Raw genomic sequence first — 15705 nt, 5'->3', positions numbered from 1 at the left:
CGTCCCACTGGCGTTATGTTGTAAACAAGGCGGCAGCCGTTTTACCCGTCTGCCGCCCATGATAAATTTCACTCTATTTGCACCGCTTTTGGCGGTTACACAGAATTTGGGATTGCCCCAATGAATTTGTCGTTTCATACGCTTGCGTGTCGCCTTGCCACGCAGGCGCTTTTCATTTTCTCTACTTTGGGACAAGTTGTCCCAAAGTAAGGCCTCGCTGTCGTTCTCCACCACCTCCGTTCAGATCGCCTACTCACAAAAATCTGAACGGAGGTACATAAGATGACTACCATCAATCTCAAAGACTTTTACCCTTGGTACACCCAGGATGAATATATTGAAGTTTCCGATGAAGTGGCGGAAGAGCTGAGAGCCAACAAGCGGTATGAGGCCGCCTATCGACGCCGTGTGACCCGCAACAAAGCACAATACTCCTTGGACTGTGACGATGGGATCGAGTATTCCGCCTGTGTCTTTGAACCGTCCCCGGAGGAATTGGTGCTGCGGAAGGAACGGCTGGAAGTGCTGTGTCATGCGCTCAATTCTCTGTCCGAGAAGCAGGGGCGGCGGGTAGAGGCCCGTATTCTCGATGGAAAGAAGCTCAAAGAGGTTGCCGAGGCAGAAGGCGTCACCCTTGATGCCGTCAGCGATTCCGTATTGAGAGGACTTACAAATATGAGAAACTACCTGAAAGAAAACTGGTAACCATCCCCCGCATTAGCCTGATTTCTGTCCTTGGTATATGAGAGGATACTTTGGGACAATTTGTCAAAGCCCTTTCATGAGGGGAAGGGCCGAGGGGTGGCGCTCCGGCGTCGTCCCTTGGCCTGTTATTCATTTGGGAAGGAGGTACAATGGCGGACATCCTCTTAAACTTAAAGCCCATACTGGCGAATTTGGAATGTGGCGACATCCTTAACAAAGTGGTGGGGCGGAGGTACAATATACTTGGAAATACTGATTGTCCGACACCCGAGGAAGGAGGACATTTTGAAACAGTCGGACAATAAAACTGCTCACGGCACAGCCGCTCTCTACTGTCGCCTGAGCCGTGACGATAACATGGACAGTGAGTCTAACAGCATCCAAAACCAAAAGAAAATACTCCAAAAGGCCGCCAAGGACAAGGGTTATACGGATACCATCTTTTTCGTGGATGACGGTATCACCGGAACTACCATGAAGCGCCCCAGCTTTCAGAAAATGATTGCCGCAATCGAGGCCGGGTACATCTCGGCGGTGTTCGTGAAAGACCTCTCCCGGCTGGGACGGAACTATATTGAGGTAGGCAAGCTCACCGAGGAGTTTTTCCCGCTCCATGATGTGCGGCTGGTGGCCGTTTCCGATGGCGTGGACAGCGACGAGGGCGAAGATGATTTCACCCCGTTTAAGAACATTATGAATGAATACTACGCCAAGGACATCTCTAAGAAACGCAGGATCGTCAATAAGATGAAAGGCAACGCCGGGATTCCGCTCTCCCCGCCGCCCTATGGCTACATGAAAAACCCGGACGATCCCCGTTTTTGGGTCATTGACCCGGAGGCCGCCGAGGTGGTGCGCTGCATCTACCGTCTGGCCTTGGAAGACAACGGCCCCTTGCAGATTGCCACGGCGCTGGGGACGATGGGGGCGCTGAACCCCTCGGCCTATCGAACCAGCAAGGGGATCAGCAAGGGCGGCTCCAAAAGTACGCTGGAGCCCACCAAGTGGAACCATACCACCGTCAAGAAAATCCTCACCTTGCAGGAATACTGTGGCGATGTGATCAACTTCAAGACCTACTCCACGTCCTACAAGATGAAGCGCCGGATTGAAAACCCGGAAGAAAACCGGGCAATCTTCCTCAATGTCCATGAGCCCATCATTGACCGTGTGACTTGGGAAAAGGTGCAAAGCCTGCAAACCACCCGGCGCAGGCGGCCTACCGTAACAAAGGAGTCCAGCGCCTTTTGCGGCTATCTGAAATGCCCGGAGTGCGGAGGCAATCTGACTTTCCACTTCAACCAAGGCAACCACGACATCAAGTTCTTTAGCTGTAACAACCACAATTCCGGGCTCCGCAAATGCTCGTCTACCCACTATATCCGGCTGGACTTCTTGGAGCAGGTCGTGCTTTATGAGATCCACCGGCTGGCCTGTTTCGCCAATGAGTATGAAAACGACTTTATCAAGGCGATGGTGGGTCGCTCGGCAAAGGTCGCGGAAAATGACAGGGTACGCAAGAAGCGGGAGCTGGACGGGCTGCTGGCCCGGGACAGGGAGCTGGATATGCTCTTTGAACGGCTCTACGAGGACAATGTGTCCGGCAAAATCGATGATGCCCGGTTTGCCAAAATGTCCAAACGGTATGAGCAGGAACAGGGAGAGAACGCCGGACGGATCAAGGCGCTGCGGTTGGAGCTGAAAAAGCTGGAAGATAAGCGGATGGATGTGGACGCCTTCTTGGAAACGGTGCGGCGCTACACCGATGCCACCACCATCACCAAGCGGATGGTTGCCGAGCTCATTCAGTACATCGAGGTTTATCCGGCGGTCAAGGAGGACGGCATTACCAATCAGCGGGTAACGATCCACTACAACTGCATCGGGGCTTTTGAGGTTCCGGATCGCCGGAAGATCCCCGAGCGGGATATTCTTTTGGAAACGAGAAAAGGCGTAGCATTAAGCTACGCCCCCACACAGATCGCTATATAAACTTGGAAATAAAAAATGCGGAGTATCATCAGCAGACCTTTTCAGATCCTTTAATGATACTCCGCATGGTCCAAGTGGCATTCAAGAATCTGTGAAAATCCAGTAATATCAACGGCTTGTAAGCAAGGCTTTTATCCAAATACTACTTCAGCGGTGAGTAAATGAGGCCACAACGAGATAAACCGTGTCAAAGGCCAGCAGCATCCACAGGGCGGGATTGCTCCACACGCCGCTACTCCCGCCGGCCTGACTTCTCTCGCGCTTCCGTCCCCGTCTTTTCAGCAGCAGGCGGATCCCTCCTGTCACTGCGATCACCACCGGGACAAACACCAGAGCCAAGGTAGCCAGGGCACCAGGAGTGCCCGCCTGGCGCAGTAGCGGCAGCGCCACAGCAATGCTGTTTCCGGCGATGTGCAGTCCGATGGACGTCCCCAATCCGTAGTGCAGGGCCGCATAGCCGAAAATCAATCCGCACCAGAAGGCGGACAACCCCTGATAGAGATCGTGGTGCATCAGCCCGAAGCACAGGGCCGACAGTAAAATGGCCTGCCGCGCACCCCCTGGCAGCAAGCGGCGCAGCACCACTCCTCGGTAGATCAGTTCCTCAAGGACAGGACCGACTATACAAATATATATTGCCAGCAGCGGTGTGGCGATTTCTTCTCCCACTGCCGCCGCTTGGGCGGTGAAGCCAACCAGGTTCCACACCCGCTCTAGAACCGGAGTAAGTACCATGACGGCAAGATTTCCACTCAGCGCCACACTTATGAGAAAAACCAGCGTGCCCAAAGAGGCCTTCTGGGAAGAGAAGTGAGGGGCTTCGCCGCTCACTAGTGAGGACCAGAGCAGGGGGATCGCCGATGCCACCGCGCAGCTAAGGAGCAGCACGATACCCTCCGGCAAGCCGGGAACAGAAGACAAAAGTTTTTGCAGTAACCCAAACAGCACGCTGTATGCGAATAAGCTGCACCACAGCCATGTCAAGCTGTGTAGCGGGGGAATCTTTTTGTTCATAACAACCTCCCATGCGGCCTTGGCCGCAAAATTTAGCCTATTATAGCATATTCCCGTCGATTTGCGGGCAGCTTTAACAAATTTTAAGCTTTTTTTAAAATAGCTCCATCACCAAACGCACGGCTGCCGAGCTCATTCAGTACATCGAGGTTTATCCTGCGGTCAAGGAGAACAGAATCACCAAAACTGCATTGGATCCTTTGAGGTGCCGGATCGCCGGAAAATCCCCGAGCGGGACATTCTTTTGGAAACGAGAAAAGGCGTAGCACTAAGCTACGCCCCCACACAGATCGCTATGTAGATTTGGAAATAAAAAATGCGGAGTATCATCAGCAGACCTTTTCAGATCCTTTAATGATACTCCGCATGGTCCGAGTGTAATTATAGGACTTGGAAAAGTCCAGGGAAATCAATGGTTTGCAGGCTGTCAGCAAGAGGTTTTATCTCAAATTGTACGATTCAAAACTGTAACCCGCGTAATCACATCGCGGAGACGGTCATTTCCTACCATGTACTCAAGGACATCGTCTGGTGTGCGGCACAATTTTTCAAAATTTCCATCTGCGTGCGCAATACAATATCCAGATTCAGAAAAGCACACGCCATATACAGTACCATTCCAAGCAAAAACTGGCTCACCGCCACGGATAATGCACTCTTTAAATTCTGAAATAGTTTTGAAGTGATCCGTTTCCATACCAGCAAAATCATATTTCATCATAAAACCTCCCAATTTTTTGAATTCAGGAGCCCCATCTGGATAGTCCTCAGGCCAATAGTTTATATGTGGCTTTTCAAAATTTGGCATTCCGTGCCTTGGGGACTCCCAGTTGATTTTATGATCGTGGGGATTCGAATGATATTTGGGGTTTGGCGAGGTGGTGTAATGTCGCTCGGCAACAGCTCTTCCATCTTCTCCAATTTTGGTTTCAATTTTTGTACCATCTTTTGCATAGGAAACTTTGACTTCGCCGGGTGTTCCGACAAATCGAAAGTCTTCTGGTTTGGAGGGTTTCCATTCTCCGCCATAGGCGCTTCCTCCGCCTTTTCCAATCAGGTACGGCTCTATTGTATCATAATTTGCATAGAAAGAGCCACCAATTTTGAAAGATTCCAAATCTTCTTTCTGAAATCCACGCTCGTAATTCATATACCGCCAGGAACTGCGCTCATAGTCCACATAAATAATATTTCCCTGCATCTCTGGAAACGGCGTGTTATAGCAGACGATCTTCTCCGGCTCAATGCGCCGCAGCATTTCGTTGTAGCCTGCCATGAACCACTCTTTTTGATCCTGGCGGTTGTCGTGTTCGGATGCCATATAGGTAGAAACCGCCACCACACTGCCTTTTTCGATCCCCTCAAAGCAGAAATCAAAGGTGGATTCATCGCCCCAGTTGACGGTTGGGATCACCCGGAGCCCTTTGGACGCCCAGTAAGCGCCGCACCAGCGGTTGCGGAATACGTTGTAAAGCTGCATGACAGGCGCCATTTCCAGGTACATGCTGAAATCCGGCGACAGCACCGCACGGTACCGGGATAGTTTTTCAATGTCATTGTCCGGGTTCTTCCAGACCCGCTCAAAGCGATAGTCGTATAGGAAGAAGTGTACCATACGCTCAAGATGATTTTGATCCTCCAGATGGGTCTTGTCAAAACCGATCAACAAAAGATCATCAAAGTCTCCCGCCTTTTCTTGAAACTTTGGAATAATGGGGATTTTTAACTTTCCTTTGCCGGGAAACTGGTTGCGAAGCAACGTCTGACTCGTTCGGTAACTGTAGTTTTCTTCGGTCATATGTAGCCCTCCTATATGCAGTAAGGAATAAGTCCTTCTACATATAGGTTTCCAAACAACGAAAATTGCATATTCCTGTGCAACAACGCAAGAAAATTCAAAAATTGGCATTAAAAATCGGAGTACCCAAATTGGATACTCCGATGGTCCGAGTGGCGGGATTCGAACCCACGGCCTCTTGGACCCGAACCAAGCGCGATACCAAGCTTCGCCACACCCGGATAGAATGCTTATTTATTATAATGATATTTGCAGGTATTGTCAAGAGATTTCTTCCCGCTTTTCCAGGAACATGCATTGTATATCCGAGGCGGGGGAAGCAGAGAAATATAGCGGTGAGCATTGTAATAAAGAGGGGAGTGTGATATACTAACTCAATATGGAAAATGATACACAATGAGGTGTTTCAATCATGGAAAATGAGAAAAAAGTGATGCTCTCCGGCATTCAGCCCAGCGGGGATCTGCACCTGGGCAACTATCTGGGCGCCATCAAAAACTGGGGTGCCCGGGCCGATGAGTTTGACTGCTATTATTTTATGGCGGATATGCACACCATCACCGTCCGGCAGACGCCTGCTGATCTGCGTCGGCGTACGCTGGAGCAGTTGGCCCAGTATATCGCCTGTGGACTGGATCCGGAAAAGAATACCCTCTTTATCCAGTCTCATGTACATCAGCATGCTGAGCTGGGCTGGGTCCTCAACTGCTATACCATGTTTGGCGAACTCTCCCGCATGACCCAGTTCAAGGATAAATCCGCCAAGAACGCGGATAACATCAACGGCGGACTCTTTACCTATCCGTCTCTGATGGCGGCAGACATTCTGCTCTACCAGCCGGATTTTGTTCCTGTTGGCGAGGATCAGAAGCAGCATGTGGAGCTCACCCGCAATGTGGCCCAGCGCTTTAACCACATCTACGGCGATGTGTTCAAGATTCCCGAGCCTTACATCCCCAAGGCGGGCGCCCGAGTCATGTCGCTCAATGCGCCTGAGAGCAAGATGAGCAAGTCTATGCCGGAGGGCTGCGTGTTCCTGATGGAAAAGCCGGAGGATATCCAGCGCAAGTTCAAGCGGGCTGTCACCGACAGCGATACGGAGCACTGCGTCCGCTACGACCGGGAGCATAAGCCCGGTGTGGCGAACCTCATGCAGATCTACTCCGCCTGCACCGGCAAGAGCTATGAGGAGATCGAGCGGGAGTTTGATGGACAGGGATACGGCGTCTTTAAGCCCGCAGTAGGGGAGGCAGTGGTCGATCTGCTGCGTCCCATCCGGGAGGAGGCCCAGCGTATTCTGGCGGACAAGGCCTATCTGGAGAGCGTCTACCATGCCGGAGCGGAGAAGGCCTCCTACGTGGCCCAGAAGACCCTGCGGAAAGTTTATAAGAAGGTGGGCTTTGTGGCCCGCTGAGGGGCCAGGCCTGTGAAAAGGAGTCAAATCCATGCCAATGTCAATTGAAACCATTGGAGTTGTGGCAGGCGCTCTGATCACCGCATTTCTGGTGGCCCTGATCACGACACCGATCGTAAAGAGTCTGGCCCAGAAATGGGGCGCCGTGGACGTACCCAAGGACGGCCGCCGGATGCATGACCATCCCATTCCGCGCATGGGAGGCCTTGCGATCTTTTTGGGCTTTCTGCTCAGTGTAATCCTGTTTATCCCCTTTGTACAGACGGATGGGCTCGGAATGCAGCTCCAGGGGATGCTGCTGGGCGCGGTCATCATCGTGGTGCTGGGGATTCTGGATGATATCTATGCGCTGCCCGCGCTGCCCAAGCTCATCGTACAGATCGTGGCGGCGGTCATTGCAGTGTGCAGCGGAAATGTCATCGAGACCATCTCCAATCCCAACATTTTCTCCAACGATCTCTACTGGGAGCTGGGATGGCTCTCCATTCCGGTAACCGTGATCTGGATTGTGGCGGTGACCAATGCCGTCAATCTGATCGACGGTCTGGACGGACTGGCCTGCGGCGTGTCTACCATCAGTTCCATGACCGTATTGGTCATTGCCCTGACCGTGGCCGAACCCACGGTGGCGGTCCTTATGGCTTGTCTGGCCGGAGGTTGCATTGGGTTCCTGCCCTACAATACCAACCCGGCCAAGATTTTTATGGGAGATACCGGCTCTACCTTCCTGGGCTATGTGCTGGCGGTAGTATCCATCCAGGGACTGTTCAAGTACTATACCCTGATCTCCTTTGTGGTGCCCTTCCTGATGCTGGGCCTGCCCATCTTTGACACCTGCTTTGCCTTCATCCGGCGCATTGCCCATGGGCAGAGCCCCATGCACGCTGACCGGAGCCATATCCATCACCGGCTGATCGATATGGGCCTGAATCAGAAGCAGGCCGTGGCGGTGCTCTATGTGATCTCCGCCATCCTGGGCCTGTCCGCCGTGGTGCTGACCACCATTGGCTCTCTGAGAGCCATGCTGCTGCTCTTTGCCATGTGCATCGCAGGATCCATGTCCATCATGCTTGTCCTCCGGGGCGGAGAGAAAAAGCCGGGCGGAGAGCCGCCCGCTGCCCCGAAGAAGGAGGACAAGGAGGAGCAGGAGGAGAATAAAAAATGAGCATTCGAGTGATGACAATTTTCGGCACCCGGCCCGAGGCCATCAAGATGGCCCCCCTGGTGCAGGAGCTGCAGTCCCGAGAGGGGATCGAGTCCATCTGCTGTGTGACGGCACAGCACCGGGAGATGCTGGATTCCGTCCTGCACATCTTCCACATCCAACCGGACTATGACCTCAACATCATGGAACCCCGGCAGACCCTGTCCACCATCACCACCAAGTGCCTGCTGGGGATGGAGGAGGTCTTCCAGAAGGCCCGTCCGGATCTGGTGCTGGTCCATGGAGACACCTCCACCACCTTTGCGGGGGCACTGGCCGCCTTTTATCACCAGATCAAGGTGGGCCATGTGGAGGCCGGCCTGCGGACTTGGGACAAATACTCTCCCTTCCCGGAGGAAATGAACCGCAAGCTGGTGGGCGATATCGCCGACCTGCATTTCGCGCCCACCGTGGCCAACCGCGCCAATCTGGAGCGGGAGGATATCAAAGAGGGCGTATTTATCACCGGCAATACCGTCATTGATGCCCTGAAGACAACGGTTGTAAAGGATTTCCACTTTAGTACGGATCTCCTGAACCACCTGGACTATGCGGGGAAAAAGGTCATCCTGGTGACCTGCCATCGCCGGGAGAATTACGGGGAGCCCATGGCCCACATCATGACTGCTCTGCGGCGCCTCGCGGAGGACTTCTCCGATGTGGAGCTGGTATACCCGGTCCATCTCTCTCCGGTGGTACGGGAGGCGGCCGCAAAGTATCTCTCCGGCCATCCCCGGATCCATCTCATCGATCCTCTGGATGTGCAGGAGATGCACAACCTGATGGCCAGAGCCTATCTGGTAATGACCGACTCCGGCGGACTCCAGGAGGAGGCGCCCGCACTGGGCCGTCCCGTGCTGGTGCTGCGGAGGGAGACCGAGCGGCCGGAGGCCATCACCGCCGGCACGGTCAAGCTGGCCGGCACAGAGGAGGAGACGGTCTATCAGATGGCCGCCGAGCTTTTGCGCGACCAGAGTGCGTATGCGGCCATGGCCCACGCGGTGAACCCCTATGGAGATGGGTTTGCCTGCCGCCGCATTGTGGACGCCATCGAATGGAAATTTGGCCTGCGCCCGGATCGTCCCGAGGAATTTCAGGCATAAAGAGATGCCCACAGGGGCGGGGACCTGCCGTCCCCGCCCCTGTGGGCATTCTGCGATCGAGAGGAAAAGGAGTGTTCCATGGAAGGGAAAAGTCGCAATATCCTGGTGATCCTCATCATACTGGTCATTGCGGTGGCGGTGTTCTCCAGCTTCGGCATGGATCTGTTCACGCCGGCCTCGCCGCCCATCACCCTCCCGCCAGTGGAGGAGAGCCAGCCCGGCGGAGAAACACCGGAAGATGATCCGAATGAGAGCCAGATTTTGGTGTCCGTTACCCCGGAGACGGTACAGAATGTGATCGCTACCCTGGCCAGACCCAGCAGCTATTACTGTCAGGTGACCGTGGAATATTCAGAAAGCGAGGGCAAGCTGACCGCAGAACAGTGGGTGGATGGCGGCTGGAGCAAGACGGATACCACGCTTCCCTCCGGAACGGTACGCCACAGCATCGTGGGGGAGGAGTGGGTCTACTACTGGTACGGAAACAGCCGCACCTGGACCAGTGCTCCGGCAGACACATACTCAGCCGATCTGGAGGGACCGCATATCCCCACCTATGAGGATGTTCTGGCAGAGGAGCCATCCTGCATTACCGCGGCGGATTATGTCGAAAAAAACGGTATGGCCTGCATCTATGTGGCGGTGGAGGATCCGGAGCTAGGCAGCGTGTCCCACTACTGGATCTCGGTAGAGAGCGGACTGTTGGCCGCCGCGGAGCAGATCAAGGCGGACAAGGTGGTCCTCTCCATGAACGCTACGGCGGCGGAGCGCCCGGTAACACCGGGACAGGAGTTTTCGCTTCCCGACGGAACAGTGCTGCATACGGTACAGAGTGCGGCCTGAGCAGGATGACCTACTCCAATCCCAACAGAAGGAGCAGCCCCAAGGTAATCATCAGCTCGATGTCGTCTCCCTCCAAAAAGAGAAAGAGCAAGATCAGCAGCAGGAGGATATCGCCGGAATCCAGCTTATCCAGCTTGAGATACTTCAGAATGCCGGACAGCCCCTTGGAATGCCCGGAGTGGGAAGGAGCGGCACTCTCTTCCGCCGGGGGATCTAGCTGGGGAGAGGGGGAGGATACCGGCTGGGGAGAAACCCGGTCATCCTCCAGAATACGGGTATATGTAGTTCCGGAGGGAATGTAGCGGTTATAGAGCGCCATCGTCCGATCCCTCCTTTTGGAAAAGCAGGAAAGCGACCCGGATCAGGCGGGAGAGCTTTGCAATCTGGACAGCCTGATCCAGCTTAGCCAGGCGCTCTTCCTTTAAGAATGGTTTTAGTGCATTGAGAAGAGCCACTTTCCGGTCGTCGGTGGAGCGGTATTCGGAAAAGAGCCGCAGGGCCTTTTGGACCAGGGCGGGGTCCAGATCCCCCAGAAGTGAGAGCGGATTGCTCTCTCCGCCGCCTCCGTTGAGGTTACCCAGGAGCCCCAGCAGAGCGGACCAGTCCGGAGCAGAATCCGTTCCACCGCTGGAAGAAGGAGCGGCGGAGAGGGGCTCTACGGGTTCAAAAACCGGCTCCTCCGATGCTGCGGAGGGAGAGGCGGGCTCCTCCTCTCCGGGAGATGCGGTGCCGTCTCCGGTCAGTGCCTTGGCGATGGAGACGATTTGTCCCATGGCCTCCGGATCGCCCAGAATGGCGTGCAGTTTGTCTTCGAATTCTGCCATGCGGCGCTCCTTTCCGGCCAGAGGAAGGCCTGCTTCTTATTTCTTGGGGGCGGCTTTTTGGATGCGCTCCACCACGGCCGCGCCCTCCTGGCTCTGCATGACGGAATTCATGAGTTCCATCAGGGCGGAGGGGTCTCCCTTGGCTGCGGAGGCGGCGGCCTGCTGCAGCCCGGAACCGGCACGCTGTTCCAGCATGGACATCAGTTTCTGGGTGTCCGGTGAGTGCAGCAGGGCAGCCAGCACTTCCTTGTGCTGGAGCAGGCCGGCAGCGGCAGGATTTTTCATCAGGTCGTCCAGATTGGACTGGGGCAGTTTGGTCATGGCGCGTCCCTCCATTATTCCAGGATATGAGATATATCCTTATAACATGTGCTGCGGCGCCCGGGCTGGGGCCGCATCCACTCTCAGTATATGTGATGGAACAGAGAAGGTGCGTATATGAAAATTTTGGTGTTTTCCGACTCCCACGGCAATGTTCCGAATATGGAACAGGCGGTGCGCAGCGACCGACCGGACTACATCCTCCATCTGGGGGATGTCAATTCGGACGCCAGAGCCCTGGGAAAGCTCTTTCCCTCCATTCCCATGGAATGCGTGTGCGGGAACTGTGACGGAAGGAGACCGGATCTGGACGAGGAGAAGGTGCTGGAGCTGGAGGGACGGCGCATTCTGATGATGCACGGCCATACCCGGGGTGTCAAGGTGGGAATGAGCCGGGCTGTCTGGGCGGCACGGGAAGCGCAGGCCCATATCTTGCTGTTTGGGCATACCCATGAGGCATTTTGCGAGTACCAGCATGGACTGTGGATTTTGAATCCAGGTACCATTCGCGGCGGATGGGGAGGAGCCACGTACGGGGTTATTTCGCTGGAGGGAACCAACACCGTGTGCTATCTGCTCAAAGCCGACCCGGTACCCGGGAGATAGAGAAAGACTGACGAATATTGGAATAGAAGAGGATATTTTCCTGCCGAAAATCAAAAAGAAAAGAAGCCGCAGGAGAAAAATAAGAATTTTGTGAAAAAGATAACATAAACTCTTGTCAATAAAATCAGAGGATGATATTATAAGTTAAACCAGTCTTTCAAAGTTAAAACCAAAGGTGTGATTGTGTTGAGTAAGAAGCAGGCATTGACTGAATTCCACCGTGGTTCCATTCTGGCTGCGGCCGAGCGGCTCTTTGCAGAAAAGGGAACCGAAAAGACCACTATGGATGACATTGCCCGTGAGTCGGAATACAGCAAGGCGACGCTGTATGTGTACTTCCAGAGCAAAGAGGAGATCGTGAATGCCATTCTTCTGAGCAGCATGGTGCTGCTCCAGAAAAAGATCCAGGAAGCGATCCGCGGGAATGCCAATTGGTTCCACGCCTACGACGCGATCTGTGACGCCATCATCCGCTTTTACGGAGAAAATCCGGCGGCCTATGAGGTGGTGGGCAGCGACGGCGTGGTGGACCTGAACAGCACCAAGCTGGATCAGGGCCTGAAGGATATTCTCCAGGTGGGGGATGCCACCAACCAGCTGCTGGCGGATTTCCTGCGCCGGGGTGCCGCCGAGGGCGTCGTGCGCATCGAGCTTCCGCCCGATGAGACGGTGCTGCTCTTCTGGGCGACTCTCTCTGGTATGGTGCAGATGGCGGACAGCAAGAGCCACTATCTGGAGCGCTCCCTGAAGATCGACCGGGATGTCTTCCTGCGTCACGGTGCGCGGATGCTGCTGGACGCCATTACCAAGGGGCGTACGGTGGAATAACAGAACATCAAAAAGATCAAAAAGGCCTGTTCTCCTATATAAAGGAGAACAGGCCTTTTTCTTTTAATCCAGGGGACGGATAAAGAAGTTGCCGATCACTTCGTCGGAGTTCAGAACGTTGACAAAGGTGCCGGGCATATTCTGGCTGATGTAGCGGCTGATCTTCCGGATATCGTTGTCGGAGAGGACCGTATACACCACATACCGGTGCTTTTTGGTGTAGGCGCCGTCTCCGGGCCAGACGGTAGCGCTGTGGTTGGTGATCTCGATCAGAGCCTTGGAGAGCTGCTCAGGGTCCTCTGTGATAATGAAGAGGGTCTTTTTCTTGTAGCGCTTGTAAAATGTGTTGATGACCTGTGTGTAGCAGAACTGGTAGATGATCGAGTAAAGCGCCTTGTCCATACCAAACTGCCAGCCATAGATCAAGATGACCGTGGCGCTGAACAGGAGCATATAGGTAAAGGAGTTGCTTGTCTGGAACTTGGCAGCCAGGGACATGGCGATAAAGTCGGTTCCGCCGCTGCTGGCGCCGCTGTTCAGGATGAGGACAATGCCGATGGCGCCGAAGATCGCACCGAACACGGCAATGAGAAGGGGATCATCCACGATCTCGTACTTGGGCAGCAGATCGACCAGAATGGACGAGAGGAAGATACTGAAACAGGAGAGAATGGTAAAGCGTTTGCCCACCAGTCGGAACGCAATCAGAGCGGGTACCAGGTTGAATCCGATGTTGAGGACGGAGAAGGGGATCTCGATGTTCAAGTACTTCTGGAAGAGCCCTTGAATCAGGATGGAGAGTCCGGAAAAGCCACCCGGAACCAAATCCCCCGCGGCAATAAAGGTGTTCATGTTTAGTGCGAATATGATACTTCCGGCAAGCAGAAGCGCGCTGTTGAGCAGAGTCTTTCCAAATGATTTCTTATCTGGATTCACAGGAAACATCACCGATCCTTTCATTGAGCCTATCAGCATTATAACAGATGTAGAGGTGTTGTGAAATAGAATCTGCCGCGAACTTCAATCCAACAGAAGACGGCGGCAGGGGAATAGAAAAAGTCCTGAGAACAAAAGTTCTCAGGACTTTTGGCGGAGAGAGAGGGATTCGAACCCTCGAGACGCTATTAACGCCTACACGATTTCCAATCGTGCGCCTTCGACCAGCTCAGCCATCTCTCCAAGCCGCTCTACGCGTCGTTGCCTCAGCAACATGGACTATTATACCATGGAATTTGAAAACGTCAAGAGGAAATTTCAAAAAAATCAAAAATTTTTTCAACACGCAAAAACGAGCTCAAAAACAGCGTCCCAAGGCCCCCAAAAAGGGGGAGATCAGAAGGGCTGTTGTGGGGGGAGAGGGGAGGGGGTGAGAAAAAGCCTCTGATCTCCAGGATGGAAAAGTAACAGTTTGTAACAGAATTCTGTCGAGCGGAACGTACTCTGTGATTACGGATGGAAAATGGGAGATGAGCAAAACCATTGCGCTGCAAGGGTTTTGAGGATGTGACAAAAATTCCCCTTGCAATCTCCGGAGAAATAAGTTACAATGTGGTTACAATCTGATGAAAAAGAGGTAACAGATTGTAAACAGAAAGTAACAGGAGGTATCCTCATCATGCAAAAGCGAGTGTCCTGCCTGGCGCTCGGTCTGGCCTTGTTCCTGACCTTGAGTGCCCATGCGGCCGCCGCCGAGCGCAGCGCCAATGTCGTGGTGGACGGCAAGACTTTGGAGCCCACCGTAGCGACCGAGGTCGTAAATCAGAATACCTATGTGTCCTATTTTCCGGTGGTCCACGCCATGTATCCGGATGCAACTGCGTCCTGGGAAAATGGGCAGTCGGTAACCCGGGCGAGTGGTTTGACCCTCAGCGTGTGTCCCGGTGCCAAGTATATCGTAGCCAATGGCCGCTACCTGTACGTGCCGGACGGAGTGCGCAACAGCAATGGGAACATGATGGTTCCTGCCCGTGTCCTGGCTCAGGCGCTGGGCGGCAAGGCCTGGTGGGATGAGAACACCCAGAGTGTGAAATTCCAGTCCGGGACCGGACCGATCCAGTCGGGGGACACATTTTATAACGGCGATGATCTCTACTGGCTCTCCCGTATCATCTACGCAGAGAGCGGCAATCAGTCCCTGGAAGGGAAGATCGCGGTAGGAAATGTGATCTTGAATCGGGTGGCGGACAGCCGGTTCCCGAACACCGTAAAAGGGGTCATCTTCCAGAAGAATCAGTTCACCCCGGTGAGCAATGGCAGTATCTACCGCACGCCCAGTAATGAGAGCATTGCTGCCGCCAAGCTCTGTTTGGAGGGAACCAATACCGCAGGGAACAGCCTTTACTTTGTAAATCCCCGCGTCTCTCCCAATAGCTGGGCCAGCCGGAACCGCCCCCGTGTGGCGACCATCGGCGCCCACGCGTTCTTTGCCTAAGAGCACAAGAAGTAACATCCCTGTCGTCTGCAAGTTGCGGACGGCAGGGAATTTTTTCTTTCTGAGAAAAATTTTATTTTATTGGTTGACAAAATGCACTTGTTGTGATAATATAATTTACGCGCTGTGGTGAGTCGGACGTGGAGAGATGTCCGAGTGGTTTAAGGAGCCGGTCTTGAAAACCGGTGACTCGCAAGAGCCGTGGGTTCGAATCCCACTCTCTCCGCCACTTTTATCATGAACAGTGTACTTGACAGGTTGTCAATCGGCATGCAGAAGTACCCAAGTGGCCGAAGGGGCTCCCCTGCTAAGGGAGTAGTGTGGGAAACCGCAGCGAGGGTTCAAATCCCTCCTTCTGCGCCAAACCCCGGAACCTTGTATTGCAAGGCTTCCGGGGTTTTTTCTTACTCTCGCAATGGATACGAGTATCATATATAATACGACATATTCCAAATATAGGATGAATCAATCAAGATGTGAAAAAGGAAATTGCACACGGAATTGGGGCAATCCCAAATTCTGTGTAACCGCCAAAAGCGGTGCAAATAGAGTGAAATTTATCATGGGCGGCAGACGGGTAAAACGGCTGCCGCCTTGTTTACAACATAACGCCAGTGGGACG

Annotated in this window: 16 protein-coding genes and 4 tRNA genes; 11 read left to right on the top strand and 9 right to left on the bottom strand. The window is 53.8% G+C overall.

Annotation, left to right across the window (positions count from 1 at the left end):
- Positions 1 to 231: hypothetical protein (locus H8S34_RS15045; RefSeq protein ID WP_207725001.1), on the bottom strand; the 231-nt coding region annotated here is incomplete at its 3' end.
- A 51-nt stretch (positions 232 to 282) separates the two neighbouring features.
- Here H8S34_RS15045 and H8S34_RS14540 point away from each other — a divergent pair.
- Both H8S34_RS14540 and H8S34_RS14535 read left to right on the top strand, forming a co-directional pair.
- Entirely contained in the window at positions 283 to 705 is a 423-nt protein-coding gene (locus H8S34_RS14540) for an RNA polymerase sigma factor (protein WP_186964386.1), read from the top strand.
- A gap of 285 nt (positions 706 to 990) precedes the next feature.
- Complete coding sequence (locus H8S34_RS14535; protein ID WP_186964385.1) at positions 991 to 2697, top strand: recombinase family protein; 1707 nt, start codon at positions 991 to 993, stop codon at positions 2695 to 2697.
- Between the two features lie 147 nt (positions 2698 to 2844).
- On the opposite strand, the gene H8S34_RS14530 is transcribed toward H8S34_RS14535, so the two are convergent.
- From H8S34_RS14530 to H8S34_RS14520, 3 genes are all read right to left on the bottom strand, one after another.
- Positions 2845 to 3711: a CPBP family intramembrane glutamic endopeptidase gene (locus tag H8S34_RS14530; protein WP_101693308.1), complete on the bottom strand. Its 867-nt coding sequence runs from the start codon at positions 3709 to 3711 to the stop codon at positions 2845 to 2847.
- Between the two features lie 445 nt (positions 3712 to 4156).
- Positions 4157 to 5509: a DUF4417 domain-containing protein gene (locus H8S34_RS14525; RefSeq protein ID WP_101693189.1), complete on the bottom strand. Its 1353-nt coding sequence runs from the start codon at positions 5507 to 5509 to the stop codon at positions 4157 to 4159.
- Positions 5510 to 5653: 144 nt separating this feature from the next.
- Positions 5654 to 5730: transfer RNA gene (locus H8S34_RS14520), tRNA-Pro, on the bottom strand.
- A gap of 191 nt (positions 5731 to 5921) precedes the next feature.
- On the opposite strand from H8S34_RS14520, the gene trpS reads away from it, so the two are divergent.
- From trpS to H8S34_RS14500, 4 genes are all read left to right on the top strand, one after another.
- Positions 5922 to 6923, top strand: a complete 1002-nt coding sequence (trpS, locus tag H8S34_RS14515; protein WP_101693307.1) for a tryptophan--tRNA ligase — start codon at positions 5922 to 5924, stop codon at positions 6921 to 6923.
- 31 nt (positions 6924 to 6954) lie between these two features.
- A complete protein-coding gene (locus H8S34_RS14510) occupies positions 6955 to 8088 on the top strand; it encodes an MraY family glycosyltransferase (protein ID WP_101693306.1) in 1134 nt (377 codons plus the stop codon).
- Complete coding sequence (gene wecB, locus H8S34_RS14505) at positions 8085 to 9230, top strand: non-hydrolyzing UDP-N-acetylglucosamine 2-epimerase (RefSeq protein ID WP_186964384.1); 1146 nt, start codon at positions 8085 to 8087, stop codon at positions 9228 to 9230. The genes H8S34_RS14510 and wecB overlap by 4 nt, the downstream gene beginning before the upstream one ends.
- Positions 9231 to 9308: 78 nt before the next feature.
- Positions 9309 to 10073 carry a hypothetical protein gene (locus tag H8S34_RS14500; RefSeq protein WP_186964383.1) on the top strand — a complete coding sequence of 255 codons (765 nt, stop codon included), beginning with the start codon at positions 9309 to 9311 and terminating at the stop codon, positions 10071 to 10073.
- A gap of 10 nt (positions 10074 to 10083) precedes the next feature.
- Here H8S34_RS14500 and H8S34_RS14495 read toward each other — a convergent pair whose 3' ends face one another.
- Genes H8S34_RS14495 through H8S34_RS14485 form a run of 3 tightly spaced genes read right to left on the bottom strand, consistent with a single transcriptional unit; the run spans position 10084 to position 11218 of the window.
- Positions 10084 to 10392, bottom strand: a complete 309-nt coding sequence (locus H8S34_RS14495) for a hypothetical protein (protein ID WP_186964382.1) — start codon at positions 10390 to 10392, stop codon at positions 10084 to 10086.
- Entirely contained in the window at positions 10379 to 10897 is a 519-nt protein-coding gene (locus tag H8S34_RS14490; RefSeq protein WP_186964381.1) for a hypothetical protein, read from the bottom strand. The genes H8S34_RS14495 and H8S34_RS14490 overlap by 14 nt, the downstream gene beginning before the upstream one ends.
- Before the next feature lie 36 nt (positions 10898 to 10933).
- Positions 10934 to 11218, bottom strand: a complete 285-nt coding sequence (locus H8S34_RS14485; RefSeq protein WP_101693301.1) for a hypothetical protein — start codon at positions 11216 to 11218, stop codon at positions 10934 to 10936.
- Between the two features lie 117 nt (positions 11219 to 11335).
- Between H8S34_RS14485 and H8S34_RS14480 the strand changes: the two genes are divergently transcribed.
- Together H8S34_RS14480 and H8S34_RS14475 are read left to right on the top strand one after the other, a co-directional pair.
- Positions 11336 to 11824, top strand: coding sequence for a metallophosphoesterase (locus H8S34_RS14480; protein WP_101693300.1), 489 nt, complete (start codon positions 11336 to 11338; stop codon positions 11822 to 11824).
- 186 nt (positions 11825 to 12010) lie between these two features.
- Positions 12011 to 12652, top strand: a complete 642-nt coding sequence (locus tag H8S34_RS14475; RefSeq protein ID WP_101693299.1) for a TetR/AcrR family transcriptional regulator — start codon at positions 12011 to 12013, stop codon at positions 12650 to 12652.
- Between the two features lie 63 nt (positions 12653 to 12715).
- Here the strand turns inward: H8S34_RS14475 and H8S34_RS14470 are convergent, their stop codons facing one another.
- Complete coding sequence (locus tag H8S34_RS14470) at positions 12716 to 13597, bottom strand: YitT family protein (RefSeq protein ID WP_101693298.1); 882 nt, start codon at positions 13595 to 13597, stop codon at positions 12716 to 12718.
- A 142-nt stretch (positions 13598 to 13739) separates the two neighbouring features.
- Positions 13740 to 13831, bottom strand: a tRNA-Ser gene (locus H8S34_RS14465).
- A gap of 436 nt (positions 13832 to 14267) precedes the next feature.
- Between H8S34_RS14465 and H8S34_RS14460 the strand changes: the two genes are divergently transcribed.
- From H8S34_RS14460 to H8S34_RS14450, 3 genes are all read left to right on the top strand, one after another.
- On the top strand, positions 14268 to 15083 hold the full coding sequence (locus H8S34_RS14460; RefSeq protein ID WP_101693297.1) for a cell wall hydrolase: 816 nt from the start codon (positions 14268 to 14270) through the stop codon (positions 15081 to 15083).
- 142 nt (positions 15084 to 15225) lie between these two features.
- A tRNA-Ser gene (locus tag H8S34_RS14455) sits at positions 15226 to 15312 on the top strand.
- A gap of 43 nt (positions 15313 to 15355) precedes the next feature.
- Positions 15356 to 15446, top strand: a tRNA-Ser gene (locus H8S34_RS14450).
- Positions 15447 to 15705: the final 259 nt, after the last annotated feature.

Origin of the sequence: Pseudoflavonifractor hominis (genome assembly GCF_014288125.1) — a bacterium.
Lineage (GTDB): Bacteria > Bacillota > Clostridia > Oscillospirales > Oscillospiraceae > Pseudoflavonifractor_A > Pseudoflavonifractor_A gallinarum.
This window is presented reverse-complemented; position numbering and strand designations above follow the sequence as displayed.